The organism is Vibrio misgurnus, assembly GCF_029635775.1.
Classification (GTDB): domain Bacteria; phylum Pseudomonadota; class Gammaproteobacteria; order Enterobacterales; family Vibrionaceae; genus Vibrio; species Vibrio chanodichtyis.
The window spans coordinates 243,538-264,437 of sequence record NZ_CP113241.1 but is presented as its reverse complement, the minus strand read 5'-3'; the positions used below and the strand labels follow the sequence as shown (position 1 = coordinate 264,437).

Annotated in this window: 21 protein-coding genes and 9 tRNA genes; 3 read left to right on the top strand and 27 right to left on the bottom strand. The window is 47.3% G+C overall.

Going from position 1 to position 20,900, the window contains the following annotated elements; translation table 11 throughout:
• Window positions 1-50 precede the first annotated feature (50 nt).
• The 8 genes from fusA to fkpA form a co-directional block, all read right to left on the bottom strand.
• Window positions 51-2,147, bottom strand: a complete 2,097-nt coding sequence (fusA, locus tag OOK74_RS01285; protein WP_274723635.1) for an elongation factor G — start codon at window positions 2,145-2,147, stop codon at window positions 51-53.
• Window positions 2,148-2,222: 75 nt separating this feature from the next.
• The gene (gene rpsG, locus OOK74_RS01280; protein WP_166013788.1) at window positions 2,223-2,693 is read right to left on the bottom strand and encodes a 30S ribosomal protein S7; all 471 of its coding nucleotides are present in this window, start codon (window positions 2,691-2,693) and stop codon (window positions 2,223-2,225) included.
• Between the two features lie 118 nt (window positions 2,694-2,811).
• A complete protein-coding gene (rpsL, locus tag OOK74_RS01275) occupies window positions 2,812-3,186 on the bottom strand; it encodes a 30S ribosomal protein S12 (protein ID WP_000201237.1) in 375 nt (124 codons plus the stop codon).
• Between the two features lie 184 nt (window positions 3,187-3,370).
• Entirely contained in the window at window positions 3,371-3,646 is a 276-nt protein-coding gene (tusB, locus tag OOK74_RS01270) for a sulfurtransferase complex subunit TusB (RefSeq protein WP_166013789.1), read from the bottom strand.
• 9 nt (window positions 3,647-3,655) lie between these two features.
• A complete protein-coding gene (tusC, locus tag OOK74_RS01265) occupies window positions 3,656-4,012 on the bottom strand; it encodes a sulfurtransferase complex subunit TusC (RefSeq protein WP_277208230.1) in 357 nt (118 codons plus the stop codon).
• Complete coding sequence (gene tusD, locus OOK74_RS01260; protein WP_274723638.1) at window positions 4,009-4,404, bottom strand: sulfurtransferase complex subunit TusD; 396 nt, start codon at window positions 4,402-4,404, stop codon at window positions 4,009-4,011. Before tusD ends, tusC begins: the two co-directional genes overlap by 4 nt.
• Window positions 4,401-5,117: a helix-turn-helix transcriptional regulator gene (locus OOK74_RS01255; RefSeq protein WP_206212118.1), complete on the bottom strand. Its 717-nt coding sequence runs from the start codon at window positions 5,115-5,117 to the stop codon at window positions 4,401-4,403. Before OOK74_RS01255 ends, tusD begins: the two co-directional genes overlap by 4 nt.
• 191 nt (window positions 5,118-5,308) lie before the next feature.
• Window positions 5,309-6,073 (bottom strand): FKBP-type peptidyl-prolyl cis-trans isomerase, encoded by a 765-nt coding sequence (gene fkpA / locus OOK74_RS01250; RefSeq protein WP_274723639.1) that lies wholly within the window; start codon window positions 6,071-6,073, stop codon window positions 5,309-5,311.
• Between the two features lie 140 nt (window positions 6,074-6,213).
• Here fkpA and OOK74_RS01245 point away from each other — a divergent pair, with 140 nt between their 5' ends.
• Window positions 6,214-7,194, top strand: a complete 981-nt coding sequence (locus OOK74_RS01245; RefSeq protein ID WP_278182963.1) for a WD40 repeat domain-containing protein — start codon at window positions 6,214-6,216, stop codon at window positions 7,192-7,194.
• 3 nt (window positions 7,195-7,197) lie between these two features.
• Window positions 7,198-7,425: a SlyX family protein gene (locus OOK74_RS01240; RefSeq protein WP_166013795.1), complete on the top strand. Its 228-nt coding sequence runs from the start codon at window positions 7,198-7,200 to the stop codon at window positions 7,423-7,425.
• A gap of 39 nt (window positions 7,426-7,464) precedes the next feature.
• On the opposite strand, the gene OOK74_RS01235 is transcribed toward OOK74_RS01240, so the two are convergent.
• The 9 genes from OOK74_RS01235 to tsaE form a co-directional block, all read right to left on the bottom strand.
• Entirely contained in the window at window positions 7,465-7,653 is a 189-nt protein-coding gene (locus OOK74_RS01235; RefSeq protein WP_166013796.1) for a DUF2065 domain-containing protein, read from the bottom strand.
• A 56-nt stretch (window positions 7,654-7,709) separates the two neighbouring features.
• A complete protein-coding gene (gene hflC, locus OOK74_RS01230; protein ID WP_277208220.1) occupies window positions 7,710-8,690 on the bottom strand; it encodes a protease modulator HflC in 981 nt (326 codons plus the stop codon).
• A gap of 2 nt (window positions 8,691-8,692) precedes the next feature.
• Complete coding sequence (gene hflK / locus OOK74_RS01225; protein ID WP_278182962.1) at window positions 8,693-9,880, bottom strand: FtsH protease activity modulator HflK; 1,188 nt, start codon at window positions 9,878-9,880, stop codon at window positions 8,693-8,695.
• 27 nt (window positions 9,881-9,907) lie between these two features.
• On the bottom strand, window positions 9,908-11,209 hold the full coding sequence (gene hflX, locus OOK74_RS01220) for a ribosome rescue GTPase HflX (protein ID WP_274723643.1): 1,302 nt from the start codon (window positions 11,207-11,209) through the stop codon (window positions 9,908-9,910).
• 32 nt (window positions 11,210-11,241) lie between these two features.
• Window positions 11,242-11,505 (bottom strand): RNA chaperone Hfq, encoded by a 264-nt coding sequence (gene hfq / locus OOK74_RS01215; RefSeq protein ID WP_166013800.1) that lies wholly within the window; start codon window positions 11,503-11,505, stop codon window positions 11,242-11,244.
• Between the two features lie 170 nt (window positions 11,506-11,675).
• Window positions 11,676-12,623, bottom strand: a complete 948-nt coding sequence (miaA, locus tag OOK74_RS01210; RefSeq protein WP_274723644.1) for a tRNA (adenosine(37)-N6)-dimethylallyltransferase MiaA — start codon at window positions 12,621-12,623, stop codon at window positions 11,676-11,678.
• On the bottom strand, window positions 12,620-14,569 hold the full coding sequence (gene mutL, locus OOK74_RS01205; RefSeq protein WP_278182961.1) for a DNA mismatch repair endonuclease MutL: 1,950 nt from the start codon (window positions 14,567-14,569) through the stop codon (window positions 12,620-12,622). Before mutL ends, miaA begins: the two co-directional genes overlap by 4 nt.
• 6 nt (window positions 14,570-14,575) lie before the next feature.
• Complete coding sequence (locus OOK74_RS01200) at window positions 14,576-16,297, bottom strand: N-acetylmuramoyl-L-alanine amidase (RefSeq protein WP_278182960.1); 1,722 nt, start codon at window positions 16,295-16,297, stop codon at window positions 14,576-14,578.
• On the bottom strand, window positions 16,291-16,755 hold the full coding sequence (gene tsaE, locus OOK74_RS01195) for a tRNA (adenosine(37)-N6)-threonylcarbamoyltransferase complex ATPase subunit type 1 TsaE (protein ID WP_274723647.1): 465 nt from the start codon (window positions 16,753-16,755) through the stop codon (window positions 16,291-16,293). The genes OOK74_RS01200 and tsaE overlap by 7 nt, the downstream gene beginning before the upstream one ends.
• Window positions 16,756-16,952: 197 nt before the next feature.
• Here tsaE and queG point away from each other — a divergent pair, with 197 nt between their 5' ends.
• Complete coding sequence (gene queG / locus OOK74_RS01190) at window positions 16,953-18,062, top strand: tRNA epoxyqueuosine(34) reductase QueG (protein WP_278182959.1); 1,110 nt, start codon at window positions 16,953-16,955, stop codon at window positions 18,060-18,062.
• A gap of 565 nt (window positions 18,063-18,627) precedes the next feature.
• On the opposite strand, the gene OOK74_RS01185 is transcribed toward queG, so the two are convergent.
• From OOK74_RS01185 to orn, 10 genes are all read right to left on the bottom strand, one after another.
• Window positions 18,628-18,704 (bottom strand) — tRNA-Met (locus tag OOK74_RS01185).
• 41 nt (window positions 18,705-18,745) lie between these two features.
• Window positions 18,746-18,834: transfer RNA gene (locus OOK74_RS01180), tRNA-Gly, on the bottom strand.
• 157 nt (window positions 18,835-18,991) lie between these two features.
• Window positions 18,992-19,067, bottom strand: a tRNA-Gly gene (locus tag OOK74_RS01175).
• Between the two features lie 35 nt (window positions 19,068-19,102).
• Window positions 19,103-19,179, bottom strand: a tRNA-Met gene (locus OOK74_RS01170).
• A 164-nt stretch (window positions 19,180-19,343) separates the two neighbouring features.
• Window positions 19,344-19,419 (bottom strand) — tRNA-Gly (locus OOK74_RS01165).
• Between the two features lie 35 nt (window positions 19,420-19,454).
• Window positions 19,455-19,531, bottom strand: a tRNA-Met gene (locus OOK74_RS01160).
• Between the two features lie 164 nt (window positions 19,532-19,695).
• A tRNA-Gly gene (locus OOK74_RS01155) sits at window positions 19,696-19,771 on the bottom strand.
• 35 nt (window positions 19,772-19,806) lie between these two features.
• Window positions 19,807-19,883 (bottom strand) — tRNA-Met (locus tag OOK74_RS01150).
• A 163-nt stretch (window positions 19,884-20,046) separates the two neighbouring features.
• A tRNA-Gly gene (locus OOK74_RS01145) sits at window positions 20,047-20,122 on the bottom strand.
• A 158-nt stretch (window positions 20,123-20,280) separates the two neighbouring features.
• Window positions 20,281-20,826 carry an oligoribonuclease gene (gene orn, locus OOK74_RS01140; protein ID WP_278182958.1) on the bottom strand — a complete coding sequence of 182 codons (546 nt, stop codon included), beginning with the start codon at window positions 20,824-20,826 and terminating at the stop codon, window positions 20,281-20,283.
• Window positions 20,827-20,900 lie beyond the last annotated feature (74 nt).

The window sequence follows — 20,900 nt, the reverse complement described above, 5'->3', positions numbered from 1 at the left end:
ATGCGCCAACTCACATCAGCGCAATAGATTCGTTATTAACCAAACAACGGTTAACCACGCTCTGCAATAATTGCATCGGCAATATTTTTCGGCACATCAGCGTACTCAGCAAACTCCATAGAGTAAGAAGCACGGCCTTGTGTGGCAGAACGCAGGTCAGTTGCATAACCAAACATTTCAGAAAGAGGTACTTTAGCATGGATAATTTTCAGTCCCGCAGGGCCGTCATCCATACCTTCAATGATGCCACGACGACGGTTTAGGTCACCAACAACATCACCCATCCAATCTTCTGGCGTGGTGATTTCAACTTTCATTAACGGCTCAAGAAGAACAGGATCCGCTTCAAGCGTACCTTTCTTGAATGCCATAGAACCAGCGATTTTAAATGCCATTTCGCTGGAGTCGACATCGTGGAATGAACCATCAAACAGGGTCGCTTTAACATCCAGAACTGGATAGCCAGCTAACACACCGTTGTTCATTTGCTCCTCGATGCCTTTCGCAACAGGGTTGATAAATTCTTTAGGAATCACCCCACCCGCGATTGCGTCAACGAAGACAAAACCTTGACCAGGCTCAGAAGGTTCAATTTTCAGCCATACGTGACCGTATTGACCACGACCACCAGACTGACGAACAAATTTGCCTTCCACTTCCGATTTACCACGAATGGTTTCACGGTAAGCCACCTGAGGTTTGCCGACGTTACAATCCACACCAAACTCACGTTTCATGCGATCGACGATAATATCTAGGTGAAGTTCACCCATACCAGAAATCAGTGTCTGACCAGTTTCACCATCAGTTTCCACTCGGAATGATGGATCTTCTGCCGCAAGTTTACCCAGCGCAACACCCATCTTCTCCTGATCCGCTTTCGAGCGAGGCTCGACCGCGATTTGGATCACTGGCTCAGGGAACTCCATACGCTCCAAAATCACAACATGATTCGGATCACATAAAGTATCACCGGTGGTGACATCTTTCAGGCCGATGGCGGCTGCGATGTCGCCTGCACGAATCTCTTTGATTTCATCACGCTTATTAGCATGCATCTGTACGATACGGCCAAAGCGTTCTTTCTTCTGCTTCACTGAGTTGTAAACCGCATCACCCGAGTTAACCACTCCAGAGTAGACACGAATAAAGGTCAGTGAACCAACGAATGGATCGGTAGCAATTTTAAACGCGAGTGAAGAAAATGGCTCATTGTCGTCAGCATGACGCTCAACCGCATTTTCTCGATCATCAGTGCCCTTGATCGCTGGTACATCGGTCGGTGACGGTAGATATTCAATCACTGCATCCAAAACCGCTTGCACGCCTTTGTTCTTAAATGCACTACCACAGGTAGCAAGAACAATTTCGTTATTGATAGTACGCTGACGTAGAGCTTGTTTGATCTCTAGTTCAGTGAGTTCACCATCTTCAAGGTATTTATCCATCAATTCTTCACTGGCTTCGGCAGCCGCTTCCACAAGGTGGTTACGCCACTCTTGGGCAAGCTCTTGCATGTCGGCCGGAATGTCTTCATAAGTGAAGCTCATGCCCTGATCGGCTTCATTCCAGTTGATGGCTTTCATCTTGATAAGGTCGATGACACCTTTGAACTCTTCTTCTGCACCAATGTTAAGCTGGATTGGAACTGGGTTCGCACCAAGACGATGTTTAATTTGGCCTACTACGCGTAAGAAATCTGCACCTGCACGGTCCATTTTGTTGACGAATACCATGCGTGGAACGCCGTATTTGTCAGCTTGACGCCAAACGGTTTCAGACTGCGGTTCAACACCAGATGTGCCACAGAATACGACCACTGCACCATCAAGCACACGAAGAGAACGCTCTACTTCGATCGTAAAGTCAACGTGTCCAGGGGTATCAATGATGTTGATGCGATGTTCTTGGAATTGTGCTTCCATACCACGCCAGAAGGTGGTTGTTGCGGCAGAGGTAATGGTAATACCACGCTCTTGCTCTTGGACCATCCAGTCCATAGTCGCAGCGCCGTCGTGAACTTCGCCAATTTTGTGAGAGAGGCCAGTGTAGAACAGAATACGCTCAGTAGTGGTTGTTTTTCCTGCATCTACGTGAGCACAAATACCGATATTACGGTAGCGCTCAATAGGCGTTTTACGAGCCACGATTGTATCCTCTTACTAAGGTCAACCTTAGAAAATAGAAATGTGCTGCGAGAGAGCCTCGCAGCACAGAAGGTATTACCAGCGGTAATGAGCGAACGCTTTGTTCGCTTCTGCCATACGGTGAACGTCTTCACGTTTCTTAACAGCAGAACCTTTGTTTTCTGACGCATCCAGCATTTCAGCAGCCAGACGAGCAGCCATAGATTTTTCACCACGCTTACGCGCAGCTTCAACCAACCAACGCATTGCCAGAGCATTACGACGTACTTGACGTACTTCAACTGGAACTTGGTAAGTTGAACCACCTACACGGCGAGATTTAACTTCTACCGCTGGGCGAACATTTTCAAGAGCTTCTTCAAATACAGCTAAGTGATCTTTACCAGACTTCTCAGCCATGGTGTCTAGTGCAGTGTAAACGATTTTCTCTGCAGTAGATTTTTTACCGTCAACCATAAGGATGTTAACGAATTTTGCCAGCAGTTCAGATTTGAACTTTGGATCTGGAAGGATCTTACGCTGACCAATGACGCGACGACGTGGCATGGAATATTCTCCGTTGTCTTATTCTTCAGGTTATCCAAAACTTTGCAGTTTCTTCAAAATTAAAATTTAATTTTAGTGTTTGGCCTTACTTAACGCTTCTCTTGTAACAAGAGGGGCATTAAGACTTAGGACGCTTCACACCGTACTTAGAACGAGCTTGTTTACGGTCGTTCACGCCAGCACAGTCAAGTGCGCCGCGAACGGTGTGGTAACGAACACCTGGAAGGTCTTTAACACGACCGCCACGGATCAGTACAACACTGTGCTCTTGTAGGTTGTGACCTTCACCACCGATGTATGAAGTAACTTCAAAACCGTTAGTTAGACGTACACGACATACTTTACGAAGTGCCGAGTTAGGTTTTTTAGGTGTAGTTGTGTAAACACGAGTACATACACCACGTTTTTGTGGGCACGCAGCTAGTGCTGGCACGTTGCTTTTAACAACTTGCTTAGCACGTGGCTTACGAACCAACTGGTTAATAGTTGCCATTAACTAGCTCCTGATTGACTTAAAGTAAGCTTGTGAAAAATCTATCCCTTCCGCACAAACAGATTGCACAAATAGGGACGCAAAATTCTATGCAGTAGTGTGGGGGGTGTCAAGAAATATACAGATCTTTTTTCCGGTCCAACCTAGTGTGAGACTGAACTGCGCAACATAAATAATAAAGTTATCACCATGTGATTGATTTTTCATGGCTTGCGGTCAAATCAACCCAATCACTCATCGTGATCACCTCAACATGAGCATCAACTTTGGTTTGCCAACCACGCGCCGCAAGATCCTCGCGCAGAGCTGAGTATTGAATCTCAGGCATTAAATAGGCGCGATAAGGCGATTGCAGCGCCGCTGCGTAAACCGCGTTTTCGGTCAGTATCACCACATCGCCCGGTAACAGGTACGCACTGACTAAGGGGATTTTTTCTAGGTGCTTGATAATATGCAGCATTGAGGTTCCTTAAAAAGTCAGGTGTTGATGGTAACCACGCAATAAACACGCCAACTGTTGTGGCGCAACCACTTGCACATCAAGCAGCAGATCTTGCGGGCTAAGCCCCCAACGCTGCAAGCTCTGCTCGCACACATAACGTGTTTCAATGTCGTACAAATCCAATAGCTTAAACGCGGCAATATAGTCGCGGCTTAAAATCGCTTCCGGTTGCTGATGTTTAACTAACTGCAATACCCCTTCACCGACGAAAAATAAGGCTTGCTGCTCACTGTAAGCAGAGGCCGCCAAAATAGCATCCAATCCTTCTCGTCCTGCGGCAGTACCGTGAGGGGCGGTGTGAAATACCCAAGCGATATGATTCAAAACTGCACCACTCGATCTTGTTGTAATAAAGCTTGTGCCAAGCTACCTAATCCTGCTTGAGTGAAATGAGCGGCGAGGTTATGGCTAGCTAAACTGTGTTGCGAAGCTTCTTGCTCACTCACCACCCCGCGACGCAGCGCAGCAGCGACACAGGTTTCTAACTGTACTTGATGATCAACAGCAAGGCTTTGCCAAGCTTGCAGTAGATCAAACTCATCGTTCGCTGGAACGTGGGTTGCTGAGCCATTCAGCACCCCATCTTGGTAAAAAAATACGCTCTTTAACACATGCCCTTTCGCCAGCAGAGCTTGAGCGAACAGATAGGCGTTACGCGCTGATTGAGTACCGTATTGTGGCCCGTTGACCACTAAGGTGTAAGTGAGCGCTTTCACTTCTCATCATCCTCAGTTTTACGCTGGCGAATATACAGATACACCGTATGTTTGGAGATATTGAGCCGATCTGCCACTCGGTTAATCGCATCTTTAATATCAAAAATACCTTTATCAAACAGCGCCATCACAATTTGGCGATTCTTGGTATTGTTCGACACCGATTTATCGGCATTAATTTCTTCTATAGTCCGCTCGACCGTTTGATCCACCAACTCTTCGACATCGCTAGCAAAATTGACAGACGATGCCGCTTCTTGGGCTTCTTGAGTCGGCATAAACGATTTCAACACTTGTGAAAAAGGCGCATCGAGATTGACGTTAATGCACAATAAACCAATCACGCGATTATCACCGTTACGAATCGCAACCGTGATCGATTTCATCAACACGCCACCTTTGGCACGCGTGAAATAAGAACGCGAAAAATTACGCTCTGAACCTTCAATATCACGCAACATTTTTAGCGCCATATCGGTGATCGGTGAACCGACTTGGCGGCCAGTGTTCTCACCGTTGGCAATTTTGATCGCCGAGGTATTCAAATCCTCCAGTGAATGCAGGACGATTTCACAAAATGGGCCAATCAGGCTCGCGATGCCATCGACCACCGCCTCATAAGAACGCAGGATGACTTTATCGTGCTCGCTAAATGGCTTAACGTGCACCGATTCCATCTCCAGCAATAAATCAACATTCATGGTTTCTGTCATTGTCACTGTGCTTAAACCCTAGAACGGAAAATCAACAAATTGCTGTAAGTTTATCAGAAAATTTTAAACTACGATTCGGCAATATCACCAACAAGTGATTTAGCACAAATTATTACTCGATTAAGCGCATATAAAAGGCCTGAACAAAGTCAGGCCTAATAAGATAGATCTCACGAGCAGAACACAGCGATTTATTGTGCTGCGTTAGCACCGTTTTCAATCTTCAGTAGTTCAACTTCGAACACCAGCGTCGAGTTGGCAGGAATGGTTGGGGTGTCTTGCTCACCGTAAGCCATCTCAGGTGGGATGACCAGCTTGAACTTCGAGCCCACAGGCATGAGCTGCACACCTTCAGTCCATCCTGGGATCACGCGATTAAGCGGGAAAGTCGCAGGCTCACCACGCTCATAAGAGCTGTCGAATTGAGTGCCATCGGTCAAAGTTCCTTTGTAGTGAACTTGTACAACATCGGTATCTTTTGGTTTGTCACCTTCAGCAGGAGTCAGAACTTGATACAACAAACCTGATTCGGTTTTTACCACACCAGACTCTTTCTCAAATTGAGCACGGAACTCATCACCTTTTTGCTTACTTTCAGCCGCTTTCTCAGCCGCTTTGGCTTGCATGGTTTCCGCGACACGCTTGTCCAGCGCTTCAAGCGCGGCACGAGTCTCTTCTTCAGTCATTTCTGGTGAACCGGTAAACACCTGTTCAATACCTTTAAGAACCAAATCTTTGTTAAGTACAATGCCAATTTCACTTGGCTTTTCAATGCTGGTTTTCAGGTAATTGGCGAATGATACACCAATTGCATAAGCCGCTTTATCATCTTCTGACTTTAATTCGACCGTTTTGACGATGGCTGCCGTCTCAGTCTTTGCAGCTTCTTCTTTCTGACAACCAACCGCGAGCATAACGGTCGCAGCCAGCAGTGACACTTTAAAAAGTGATTTCATCGGGTTCTCCAATTGTGAGGTATTCGTTTTGGTATTGTGTACAAAAACCAGTAAGTCACTGGTGTACAACTAAGAGTTGTACCAATATAGCGATATGTTGCATGATTGTCTTTACACAACAAACGGATAATTCGAACTTGATGCGAAGAATTTATCACTCATTCGGCACCTTACTTATCATCCTTATCTTAAACGGTTGTTTTTTTGCAAACCAAGCCGAGCAGCAATGGAACCTCGCCCCCGAAGGCGCCACCGCCTTTGGCCTCAGCCGCGATGGCCGCTTCGCGCTGATTTATTCCCGACAGCAACAACTGATGCTATGGGATCTGCAGCAAGTACAATTACTCGCCAAGCTTGGCGCACAAGATCCGCAAGCCAATCCCGTTTCTGTGATCCGCATCGCGGATAACGGTCGCTATGCCATCACGGCCAGTCAGAATAACTTCGCCATATGGGATCTTGCCTGGGCTCAAGCCAAAGGGCTTTGGTCTATTACAGATGGTCAGATCCGTGATGTCGACATCGCTAATAATGGCGAACAAGTGCTACTCGGTTTAACCAATGGCAAAGCCATTTACGTGGACTTAGTCACTGGGCGGCGCATGGAGTTCCTCGCCCACCGCGAAAAAGTCAATTCCGTCGCGCTTTCCGCTAACGGACGCTATGCGCTTTCTGGTGGCAATGATCGCCACGCTTACTTATGGGATACCCAAAGCGGGCAAATTATTCGACAATTTGAACATCAACAACGGGTCAATCGGGTAACTTTGCAACGCGATGGTAAGCTCGCTTTCACTTCCGATAGTGGCAACCAAGCGTTAATTTGGGACCTCTCTACCGAGCGTGAACCAATAGCGCTGCGCAGTTTGCGCCGCCAACTGATTTTTTCTAGCGCACGCTTTGCCGATGATGGAAAAAGACTGATCACGGGAATCCCATCAGGGCAAGTGGAAGTATGGAATACCCAAGATGGTAAAAAAATCGCCAGCTTCAATTCACAGGCCAAAAAAGATGGCGGACCAGCTCAAGCTGTCGTGTATGATGCCAGTTTTGATCGCCAGCAACGTGCTGTATCAGGCAGCTCAGCCGGCATCGCCCAAGCTTGGCGAGTGGAGAACTAATCAATGCAACAGACATCGCTAACCCAACTTCAAATACAAATTGAAGATTTAGAGTGCAAGTTGGCCTTTCAAGATCAAACCATTGAGATGCTAAATGATGCCCTGACTCAACAACAACTGTTGATCAGTAAGATGCAGGATCAGATGCAATATATGGTCGGCAAAGTGAAAAATATCGATAGCTCAAATTTGGCCGATCCCGCTCAAGAAACACCGCCACCACACTACTGATGCAATAAGCTTGGCTACAGCCTACGTAATTCGCCGATCTTATCGAGCGAAAACGTAGGCAATCACAGTGCCTGCGACCACCAAACAACCGCCGATCCGGCGCAATTGATGATCGGATTGTAGGCTCAATTGTGCCACCATCTGACGCCATCCTCTCGGCGCTAATAATGGCCCTAACCCTTCCACAATCAGCACTAAACCCAGTGCAACCCAAAGTGTCTGTGACATATTGCCTCCAAATAACAAAGGCCCCTTACGGAGCCTTGAATAAAGTTAGCGAATGCTTACTTGGCAGCAGCGCCTTTCGCATTATTCATGTATTGGAAGAACTCGCTGCTTGGATCCAATACCAGAATGTCATTTTTGCTATTAAATGATTTTTCATAGGCACGTAATGAGCGTAAGAAGCTGAAAAACTCCGGATCTTTCTTATAGGCATCCGAGTAGATCTTCGCCGCTTCTGCATCTGCCGCACCACGGGTTACACGAGCGGTTTTATCGGCCTCCGCGAGAATCGTAGCCACTTCAAGCTCGGCTTGAGCACGGATCACTTCGGCTTTTTCACGACCTTGTGAACGGTGTTTACGAGCCACTGATTCACGTTCAGCGCGCATACGGCGGTAAATCGATTCACTGATCTCATCAGGTAGATTGATCTTCTTCATTCTAAAGTCGACCACATACACACCCAAATCTTTCATCGCACTTTGTCGTGTATCTTGCAGTACGTTAGCCATGATTTGATCACGCTGACCATCAATCTCCAAAGCTTCTCGCGCCGCTTCGGTAGTGATTTCAGAAGAATCAGGATTCTCCGGTAAAATCGCCCCATTACGCGGACCAGAAACAATTTGTTTGATCTCACGAGATCCAATTTCCGAACGCAATACATCGGTGACTTTACGCTCAAGTAACGCTTCCGCCGTTAACGCATTACCGCCACCAGTTGCCAAGTAATATTGACCAAAATCTTCAATACGCCATTTCACGTACGAATCGATGATCACATCTTTTTTCTCTGACGTAACAAAGCGATCGGTACGGCTATCCATGGTTTGGATCCGTGCATCTAATGTTTTCACACGATCAAACATTGGCATTTTGAAATGCAGGCCCGGCTCGTAAATCTTTGACATATCATTGGTGTCTTTCAACACTCGGCCAAAACGGATCACAATGCCACGCTCTCCCTCTGGGATCACGAACATCGACATTAACAATGCCGCCATGATCAGAACGATACTAGGGATTAATAACTTACGCATTCTTAGTATCTCCCTTGACGTGTAGTGCTGCGTGACGAAGTGTCGGTATTGGTATCCGTCGTTGGCGACTCAAGCTCGATTTTATCGTACGCTGATGACGATTTACTGGCACGTGGCTCGGCTTTATTCGTCTCTTGTCCAACAAGCTTATCAATCGGTAAGTACAACAGATTGCCGCTCGATTTAGAATCGATCAGCACTTTCGAGGTATTGCTGTACACCTCTTCCATGGTATCCAAATACAGACGATCACGAGTGACTTTCGGTGCCGCTAGATATTCAGGTAACAGCTTTTCAAATTGAGCAACCTGACCTAAGGCCTCATTGATGATACGCTCGTTATAACCTTGCGCTTCTTTCTTCAAACGCTCCGAACGACCAGTCGCTTTTGGTAAAATTTCGTTTTTGTACGCTTCTGCTTCACGAATAAAACGCTCTTCATCTTCACGCGCAGCAATCGCATCATCAAACGCATCTTTTACTTGCTCAGGCGGACGTGCAGATTGGAAGTTAACGTCAACAATCATCAGGCCCATATCATAGCCATCGATAATTTGATTGAGCGTCTGTTGAGTACTTTGGCGAATTTGCTGACGACCACTGGTTAAAATACTGTCCATCAGTGCATCACCGACCACAGCACGCAGCGCTGAATCAGTCGCTTGACGTAAACTATCATCCGCATTGGTCACTTTGTACAAATACTTATAGGGATCAGCAATTCGATACTGCACATCCATCGAGACCGTCACCACGTTTTCATCTTTGGTCAGCATAAGACCCGATGCTCGCAGTGAACGAATCGCTTGCACGTTAACTGGGGTCACTTCATCAATAAAGCGTGGACGCCAGTTCAAGCCAGGATCAACAATTCGATCATATTTTCCAAGTCGTGACACCACGCCACGCTCAGCTTCACCAATGGTGTAAAAACCGGTAAAGAACCATATGGCGACAGAAATGGCCGCTATCACGCCAAAACCAATCGCACTACCACCTGCCAGCGAAGGACCTTTACCGCCTTTACCACCAAATTTTCCGCCCAATTTTTGACTGATTTTATTAAACACTTCGTCTAAATCGGGTGGTCCTTGATCTCGGCCACCTTTGTTACCGCGATTGTTGTTCCCCCATGGGTCATTATCGCGGCCATTGTTGCCGTTATTATTACCAGGCTCATTCCACGCCATTAGAAAACTCCATCATTTGATATGACGTTATACTCTAGCAGTCCTTTCTGTGACGATAAAGTCACTTAAGTCTGCTTGCTCTCGTTTCTCTAGTTTAGCCCAATCAACTTGCTGCATACGAACAGTGATCAGTAAATTGCCTTCCGGATCATATTCTTCCTGTTGAATACACTTCATTTGGAAAAATAGGCTACGGATACGCCCTTGATGTTGTGGCGGAATACGCAGACGATGCTCCACCACTTGGCTGGCTAAACGTTCACTCAATGCTTGAAACAGTAGCTCAATGCCAGATCCCTGCATGGCAGAAATCCATACGGCTTTGGGTACTCCTTCGTCATCCCGTTCAATACGCGGAGTGGCTTGTTCTAAGTTATCGATTTTATTCATCACCAACAGCGTGGGGACGTCATGCGCATCGATTTCTTGTAGAACCGTCTCTACCGCTTGGATATTCTCACGAAAGCGTTCATCACTGGCATCAACAACATGTAACAAAATGTCAGCTTCTTGCGTCTCTTGTAACGTTGCTTTAAAGGCCGCCACCAAGTCATGTGGCAAATGACGAATAAAGCCCACAGTATCAGCCAATACCGCAGGCCCAACGTCCGCCAAATCTATTCTACGTAAGGTTGGATCTAGGGTGGCAAACAGTTGATCGGCGGCGTACACACCCGCTTCAGTAATACGATTAAACAGGGTCGATTTCCCTGCGTTGGTATATCCCACCAACGAGATGGTTGGAATCTCGGCTCGGCTACGCGCTCGACGCCCTTGTTCACGCTGTTTGGCCACTTTTTCTAAGCGACGCAAAATAGCTTTGATCCGTTCACGCAATAAACGTCGGTCCGTTTCAAGCTGAGTTTCCCCCGGCCCACGCAAACCAATCCCACCTTTTTGTCTTTCTAAGTGGGTCCACCCCCGAATTAAGCGCGTTGAAATATGGCGCAGCTGCGCCAACTCGACTTGGAGCTTACCTTCATGGGTACGGGCACGTTGAGCAAAGATATCGAGGATCAGGCCAGTACGATCGATGACCCGACACTGACACAATCTTTCGAGGTTACGTTCTTGAGCAGGAGAAAGCGCGTGGTTAAAAATGACCACGTTGGCTTCATTGAGTTGGACGGCTTCGGCGATTTCTTGGGCTTTGCCCTCACCAACGAAATATTTAGGGTGAGGGGTTTGACGACTGCCTGTTACCACTTGCAGCGTGGTCACCCCTGCAGAAGATACGAGCATTTTACATTCGCTCAGATCTTCCCCCTGTTGCGTGAAGTTGACATGAACAAGTACGGCTCGCTCACCGGCTTCATAACGGTCAAACAAGCGATCAACTCCTTAAATAATGGTGCAAAGAATTACTCTTCTGATTTCTCAGCTGGACGATCTGTCGCTGGACGATCGCCACTGTGGTGGCTCACTGGACGAGCAGGAACCACAGTCGAAATAGCATGCTTATAAACCATTTGGTTTACGGTGTTTTTCAGCAGGATCACAAATTGATCAAACGATTCAATCTGACCTTGCAGCTTGATGCCATTCACAAGGTAGATAGAGACCGGAATGCGTTCACGACGTAGCGCATTCAGAAATGGGTCTTGTAGAGATTGCCCCTTAGCCATTTTATTTTTCCTTATTTTGTCTTTTCTAGTAATTATTTAGCTAGCGGTGCAGCAGAATTATATGCAGCCTTGCATCTGAGCTAAACCAATCAAAATTCCCGTTGCTATCAATGCTCAATCGAGTACCAATAGCGGATCCTTTCCGGGGTACACACGCAAAAGCGATCACATTATACACAGCTTATTTCGTTGGACGCTATCGCATTCGAGAGCGTTTCAACGGCTTGGTCTACGTTTTCGCTATCTAACCAAGTTAAATCATCCCAGCTGCGTAACCAGGTGATCTGTCGCTTGGCCAATTGACGGGTGGCACAGATGCCACGATAAATCGCCTCATCAAGCGTTGCCTGACCGTCTAAATAATCCCACATTTGCCGATAGCCGACACAGCGGATCGAAGGAAGATCAGGATGCAGATCATCTCTTGCATACAGAGCTTTAACCTCGTCTTCGAACCCTGATTGGACCATTTTCGCAAAACGAAGTTCAATCCGCCGATGGAGTTCGGCTCTTTCCTTGGGAGCAATCGCAAACTGTAGCACTCGATAGGGAATCGCTTCCCCTTTAGTTTGCGTTAGCTCGGTAAGAGTTTTACCCGAAATTCGATAAACTTCCAGTGCCCGCGACAATCTTTGTGGATCGTTGGGATGAATTCGCTCAGCTGAGACTGGATCGATCTGTTGCAACTGAGCATGCAAGGCTGGCCAACCTAAGGTTAAGGCTTGTTGTTCGATCTGTTGGCGGATTTCAGGGTTGGCCGCAGGTAAAGGCGATAAGCCTTCAATCAATGCCTTAAAATAGAGCATAGTGCCCCCGACCAATAGCGGGATTTTGCCTTGTGCGACAATCTCTGCCATGGCTTGCAGCGCATCGCGCCGAAAATCGGCTGCAGAATAGGCTTCACTCGGATCAAGAATATCGATCAAGCGATGTGGAGCCAGTGCAAGCTCGGCTGCATCCGGTTTAGCGGTGCCAATATCCATTCCGCGATAAATTAGAGCGGAATCGACACTGATGATCTCCACCGGATATTTCTGACGTAAGCGAATAGCTAAATCGGTTTTACCAGAAGCCGTTGGACCCATTAAAAAAAGGGCGAGGGGTAACTGTTGAGTCATGAATGTAATGCTGTAATTGAGGCGGAAAAGTCCACCAACGTAATAAAATGCGGGTCATGATAAGGCAAGCCACCTTGCCATAGCTGTTCCAGTTCGGCGATCAAGCTGATCGCCTCAGCTAAAGTGTAGTCGGTTTTTTCTAACACGATACGTTGGACCAACCACTCAGCAAGTGCTTGATATGGCAAAGGCTCGCTGTGGTGACGGCTCGCCGCGTAAGATAACAGATCCGGCAGTAATTGCTGTAAATTTTGCTGGCGTAATGGCTGAGGGACCGCCATCACCATAATCGAATGGTGGGCGCGTGTTTTCAGTTCAATGCCCAATTGCTGCAATGATTGCCAATAGGTTTGTACCGCTTGCCATTCAAGGTCATTTAATTTAAGCACTAATGGCACCAGCAGCGGCTGGGCTTTGAGTGCTCCATACTGTGGATTGAGTAAGCCACGCAGCTTAAGCTGCTCGGCTTGAACCAGTGAAACCAGCACGCAGCCGACAGGGCTATTCATCAGCAGATACTGCCTTTCAACCACTTGGATCGCTTTACCTAATTTTTCAATCGCCACCGCCGCCTGAGAGGGATCCACATTGGTTGCCGCTGAGTGGGCTTCGGCTGCTAAATTGGGCGTTTGCAACAAGGTTTGATATACCGCTACTTCAGATTGAGTTACCGTTGGCGGGTGATTTTTCTCAAACCGTGTAGCACGAGTATTTGATGCAATAACCCAAGGATTGGCTACAGCATGCTCTTTTAACGGATAAGCGCTACTCCGGCTTTCATTTTCACCTTCTGGCACTGCTTTACGCGGATAACTTGGCACATTATCTACTGCTTGAGTAACCCTTTCAGTCAGTGAAGTTTCGCTGTTGAGTCCAATCTGCGGGGATGTTTTTTCTGCACTTGGCGCATGAAATGCGCCATCATTGAGCGAGGCGGCGATCACTTGCGCGGTTTGGACTAAGGCGCTGCTTAACGCTTGATAGATGAAATCATGCACCAGACGCGCTTGGTGGAAACGCACTTCATGCTTGGCCGGATGCACGTTGACATCGACATGCAAAGGATCCAGCTCAATAAACAGTACATAGGCTGCAAATTGATCGGCGCGTAAACTGGTCTCGTAGCTTTGTCGAATCGCATGATTGATCAGCTTATCGCGCATCATGCGACCATTAACATAGCAGTATTGTAAATCACTCTGCTGGCGAGCCCCCTGTGGGCTGGCGATCCAACCGTGTAGCTTAAGGCCTTGATGTTCAAGCTCAATACGCAGCATATGCTGCACAAACGAATTACCACAAACTGCCGCTAAACGCTTTTCCTGCTGGGCTAAAGTGGTGGCGGCGCGGTATTGACGCACCACTTTTCCGTTGTGGCGCAACATAAAACTCACATCAAATCGACTCAACGCAATCCGTTTGAGCAGCTCATCAATATGGGTAAATTCGGTTTTTTCTGTGCGCAAAAATTTGCGGCGAGCCGGAGTATTAAAAAACAGATCCAACACTTCTACCGTTGTGCCGACCGGATGAGCGGCGGGCTGTAACCTCACTGCCATATCTCGACCTTCACTGTATGCCGCCCACGCTTCCTGCTGCGCCTCAGTCCGCGATGTTAAGGTCAAGCGGGAGACGGAGCTGATACTGGCTAATGCTTCACCGCGAAATCCCAGACTCATGATCGCTTCCAGATCATCTAAGGTATGGATCTTCGAGGTTGCATGTCGACTTAGCGCTAGGCCAAGCTCCTCTTTATCAATTCCAGAGCCGTTATCTCGGATCCGGATCAGCTTAGCCCCCCCTTTCTCAATCTCAATCTCAATTCGGGTTGCGCCAGCATCTAAGCTGTTTTCCACCAGCTCTTTGACTACGGAAGCGGGCCTTTCCACCACTTCACCGGCGGCAATTTGGTTGGCTAAACGAGCGGGCAGAATACGAATCGTCATAATCAGTTATTTATTCGGGATGATCAGTTGCTGCCCCACAGCCAGTTGATCGGAGCGTAACTGATTAGCTTGGCGGATATTGGCAATGCTGACGTTATAGTGGTCAGCGATTTTACTCAGATTGTCACCGCGCTGGACTTTATGCTTACGCAGCGGCTTATCTTGTAAACTCACGGTAATATTTAACTTTTGGCCAAGAACCAAGGTATCCGATTTGAGATTATTCTGGTTTTTAATCGCCGCAACCGACACTTTATAAGTGCTTGCCAGCTTACCGAGAAAATCTCCCGCTTTCACCACATGGATAATGGTTTCCGTTTCGACCGGATTGGTCACAACTGGGACAGCGATCGGTTTTGCCGAGGCTGACGCAGGGATCGTCAGTTTCTGTCCCGCCGCAATCGTTGCCGATTTAAGTTTATTCGCCTGCTTGAGCGCATCTACCGTGACACCATATCGATTGGCGATCACTCCTAATGACTCGCCGCGCTGCACTTGGTGGATTTGCGTTTTACCACGGTTAGCAAACAACGTACCTTCTGGTGGATTGGCTTCAAAATACTGCACAATCGCTTTAGCTAACGCGCGAGCTAATTTATCTTGATGGCTACGCTGGAACAGCAACTGCTCTTCGGCCGGATTAGAGATAAATCCGGTTTCAACCAGTACCGATGGAATGTCAGGTGATTTTAATACTGCGAGGCTGGCATTCACCGGCTCTGTTTTATGCAGATGAGCGACCTTACCCATTTCACGCAAAATATTGGTCGCCAGCTTATAGCCCTCTTTCTGCGAATGGCTAAATTGCAAATCAAGCAAGGTCTGACTCACGTTGCGGTCATTATTGGTTTTCGATAGTACTTCCCCTGCCCCACCAAGCAACTCGGATTGTTGCTCATGATTTTCAACCCAACGCGCAATTTCCGTATTAGCGCGGCGTGTATTGAGCACAAACACTGAACCGCCACGAGGCTGAGGTGTATGGAATGCATCAGCATGGATCGAGACTAAAATATGCGCTTTGCTGCTGCGCGCGATTTCCGTGCGTTTATTTAAATTTACCGAATAGTCGCCACGACGGGTCAACACCGCTTTCATGCCAGGCACCGTATTCAATTGATCGGCCAGCTTCTTAGAGATGATTAAGTTGACATTTTTTTCATATTTACGAGTTGGACCAATGGAACCTGGATCTTCACCACCGTGACCGGCATCAATCGCTACCACAATATCTTCATTACCAAGCAGCTGAGAGGCATCTTTACTCACTTGTACCGCAGTGGTACTCGGCGTGCTAACCACACGGTCCTGATTGGCTTTTCCGTGTGGCAGATCGATCACTAGTCGATGTCCATACTGACCACCTGGAGTTGGAGCTAATTTAAATAAACTGGGAGTTGTTTTCTGCTTAAGTTCAAACACCAACCGAAATGAACTTTTCTCTGGCGGTGTGGAGGCGCGGATCCGAGATAAAATGCCACTGTCCGTCACATTGACAGGCAACTTGGCACGCGAAGAACTCTGCTTGAGATCGATCACCAAACGCTCAGGTGAACTAAGAGTAAAATAGCTAAAATCGGCTTCGGATGTCACATCCAAAACTACTCGCGTTTCATCAGGCGAAGGCCAAACTCGCACCCCCTCTAGACTATTAGCCCAAGTTTGAGGCGCGATGCTGAATAACACCCATCCACACAGTAGCAAAACCAAACGACGAACGTTCAACATAACTCCAACTGACTCAAAAGGTCACATCCATATTCATTATTAGCCGTCAGCGTGGCAATGCGCCGCTCTCCGTCATAACGTAAATCAAGGTCAAGATCAGCCTTAGGGAGCAGCCCGTAACCTTGCTCTGGCCATTCAACTAAGCAAATCGCATCGTCAGTAAAATAATCACGGATCCCCATAAATTCGAGTTCTTCTGGATCCGCTAAGCGATAAAGATCAAAGTGATAAACCTGCCACTCACCTAATTGATAAGGCTCCACCAGAGTATAGGTAGGGCTTTTTACATTGCCTTGGTGGCCTAATGCCCGAATAAAACCACGACTAAAGGTAGTCTTTCCGGCACCAAGATCACCATGCAGATAAAGCGTCGTTTGTTGTGAACAGAGCGCGGCCAGCGCACGACCTAATTCCAATGTAGCTTGCTCATCGTTTAGGGGAAAAATCTTGCTATTCATTACGCTTTTCTCAACAAGGTCATGACTGACTATAAAGAAATCAAAAGAACCGGAATAGTAAACTGGGTTGGAATTGAGAGACAAGATCTGTTCTGTTAACAAACCGAAAAATATACTGGTTAGGGCACCTGAGATTAACGCTAGAACAAGCGGACAAGATCCGCTAAGATCCTCGGCCCTTATCGTGAGACCCCGTGATGGACTACCAACAACTGGCAGACAAAATCAAGCAATGGGCGATCCAACTCGGCTTTGAAAAAGTTGGGATTTGTGATGTCGATTTGCGTGAGCATGAACCCGCGCTACAAGCTTGGCTCGATGCTGGGTATCACGGTGAGATGGATTGGATGGCCAGACATGGTATGCTGCGCGCTCGTCCAGCTGAATTACTACCTGGTACTCTGCGCGTGATCAGCGCTCGGATCAATTACTTGCCACCTCAAGCACAGTTTGCTGCTAACTTGCGCGATCCCTCTCAGGCGTATATCAGCCGCTACGCGCTCGGGCGCGACTATCATAAGCTAATGCGCAACCAACTGAAAAAACTCGGCGAAAAAATTGAACAAGAAGTAGGGCAACTCAGTTATCGCCCTTTTGTTGACTCTGCACCCATCCTTGAACGGCCATTGGCACAAAAAGCTGGATTAGGTTGGAGCGGCAAACACTCGCTGATCTTAGATAAAGACAGTGGTTCTTGGTCGTTTCTCGGTGAGCTGTTAGTCGATATTCCCTTACCGGTTGATCAACCGAGCGAGAATCAGTGTGGTAAATGCACCGCCTGCATGACCAGTTGCCCGACCAACGCAATCATCGCAGAAGGTGTCGTCGATGCACGGCGCTGCATCTCGTATCTCACCATTGAATATTCGGGTGTGATTCCGCTTGAGTTTCGCCGTCCGATCGGCAACCGAATTTATGGCTGTGATGATTGCCAGTTAGTTTGCCCTTGGAATCGTTTTGCACCATTAACTCAGCAAAGTGATTTTCATCGTCGGCCAAGCCTCATTGAACCTGACTTGGTGAACTTATTTGAGTGGGATGAAGCGACATTTCTCAAGCAAATGGAAGGCTCGGCCATCCGGCGTATAGGCCATCAACAATGGCGACGCAACTTAATTATTGCTATGGGCAATGCCCCTTATTCTCCACGTATTGTGGAAACATTAGAACGACATCAGGGACAGAATCCACTATTGGATGAACACATTGCTTGGGCTTTGGCTGAACAGGGCCAAAAAACATCAACCTCACGCCAATATCAACGTTTAATTCGTATTATTGAAAAAGGCCTGCCACGGGATGCCTAAATAGAGTGAATCCAACAATCAAAGCCATGATTGTTTGATGCCCATCCCAATTTGCGTAATGTGGACAACATTTTTAATTAGACGCCGTTTTCTATCACGAAATAAAGTTAATCACAGCTCTTGGAAATGACCAGGATCAACTTTTTATACGGCAATGATCTTCAAATTTGATAACCCATCGCCAAAAGCCACAATAAATCAAATAAAAACAATGAATTAAGGCAATGCTCATCGGGTCGATTTCAACTGAACAATCAAAGATCCTTAAGGATGTCAACTGAAAACGTCATGATAGATAGTTTATGAACAACTTTATCCACATCTCATTTTTGTGGATAAGTCTGTTAATGAATAAGGTAAAGTAGGCCGAATCTGCTGATATCCAACAGACTTCTGGTGATTTAAAAAATTATTCAAGAGATGAGAGTGACTAGATTGAACAATGGTTCAATTGGCCTCATCTGAGATGATGCTTCTCAGCATTATAGAAAAGGGGGCTAGCCAAAAACTTAACACCCTAAAAAAGAAAGGACTGCGCTTAAAGCACAGTCTCTTATCTAGAATTTGGTTGCGGGAGCTGGATTTGAACCAACGACCTTCGGGTTATGAGCCCGACGAGCTACCAAGCTGCTCCATCCCGCGTCCATGTTGTGTCACCGTTAAGCACCGTGAGAGCTTTAATTTGGAGCCACACACGAGGTTCACTGCTTTAAAATAAAAAGGCGTGACCTCAACCTTGGCAAGGTTGCGCTCTACCAACTGAGCGAGTGGCGCATTCATCGTTAAGTACGCTGATAACTTTAGATTTGGAGCGACACACGAGGTTCACTGCTTTAAAACAAAAAGGCGTGACCTCAACCTTGGTAAGGTTGCGCTCATCAACTGAGCGAGTGGCACATTCACCGTTAAGCACTGTGAGAGCTTTAATTTGGAGCGACACACGAGGTTCGAACTCGTGACCTCAACCTTGGCAAGGTTGCGCTCTACCAACTGAGCTAGTGTCGCATTCATCGAGACGCCGTAGCATCTGCGCTAGAATTTGGTTGCGGGAGCTGGATTTGAACCAACGACCTTCGGGTTATGAGCCCGACGAGCTACCAAGCTGCTCCATCCCGCGTCCATGTTGTGTCACCGTTAAGCACCGTGAGAGCTTTAATTTGGAGTCACACACGAGGTTCACTGCTTTAAAACAAAAAGGCGTGACCTCAACCTTGGTAAGGTTGCGCTCATCAACTGAGCGAGTGGCGCATTCATCGTTAAGTACGCTGACAACTTTAAATTTGGAGCGACACACGAGGTTCGAACTCGTGACCTCAACCTTGGCAAGGTTGCGCTCTACCAACTGAGCTAGTGTCGCATTCATCGAGACGCCGTAGCATCTGCGCTAGAATTTGGTTGCGGGAGCTGGATTTGAACCAACGACCTTCGGGTTATGAGCCCGACGAGCTACCAAGCTGCTCCATCCCGCGTCCATGTTGTGTCACCGTTAAGCACCGTGAGAGCTTTAATTTGGAGCGACACACGAGGTTCACTGCTTTAAAACAAAAAGGCGTGACCTCAACCTTGGTAAGGTTGTGCTCATCAACTGAGCGAGTGTCGCATTCATCGTTAAGTACGCTGACAACTTTAAATTTGGAGCGACACACGAGGTTCGAACTCGTGACCTCAACCTTGGCAAGGTTGCGCTCTACCAACTGAGCTAGTGTCGCATTCATCGAGACGCCGTAGCATCTGCGCTAGAATTTGGTTGCGGGAGCTGGATTTGAACCAACGACCTTCGGGTTATGAGCCCGACGAGCTACCAAGCTGCTCCATCCCGCGTCCATGTTGTGTCACCGTTAAGCACCGTGAGAGCTTTAATTTGGAGCGACACACGAGGTTCACTGCTTTAAAACAAAAGGCGTGACCTCAACCTTGGCAAGGTTGCGCTCATCAACTGAGCGAGTGGCGCATTCATCGTTAAGTACGCTGACAACTTTAAATTTGGAGCGACACACGAGGTTCGAACTCGTGACCTCAACCTTGGCAAGGTTGCGCTCTACCAACTGAGCTAGTGTCGCATCAACAACGTTTTCCGTCGTTTAGGGCTGCGAATTATAAGAGCATTTTCTGGTGATGCAAGAGCTTCTTGAGAAAAAAACTCTTTTTTTTTTCAAGCGCCGAAAAAGCAGACAAAGCGTTGAAGTTTTATGCGCTTTGAGGGGCGAAAAACGCAGTTTTAAATCTGAAATACCGTTTTACGGTAAAACTGAAGCTCAGCGATCGACTCGCGAATATCATCCAATGCGAGGTGACTACCCGTTTTACTGAACTGCCTGAGGATCTCAGGCTGCCAACGGCGAGTCAGTTCTTTAATCGTGCTGACATCGATATAACGGTAATGGAAATACGCTTCTAAATCCGGCATATGGCGATAAAGGAAGCGTCGATCTTGACCAATACTGTTGCCACAGATCGGTGATTTGCCTTCCGGCACCCACTGCTTGAGAAAATCGATGGTCAACGCCACTGCTTGCTGTTCATTAACTTGGCTGTCTTTTACTCGCGCCACTAAACCGCTCGCGGTATGCGTGCTGGTGCACCACTCATCCATTTTGGCCAATTCTGCGTCTAGTTGATGAATCGCGATCACCGGGCCTTCCGCCAAGATATTTAACTCGCTATCGGTCACAATGGTCGCCATCTCAATGATTTTGTGGCTGTCAGGATCCAGCCCTGTCATTTCTAAATCAATCCAAATCAGATTCTGATCGCTAAAAGACATAATAGTGCGCCTATAGGGGTTTATTCACAAAAGAGGTACTATACCCAAATTCCGATCGACAGGATACGTATCAC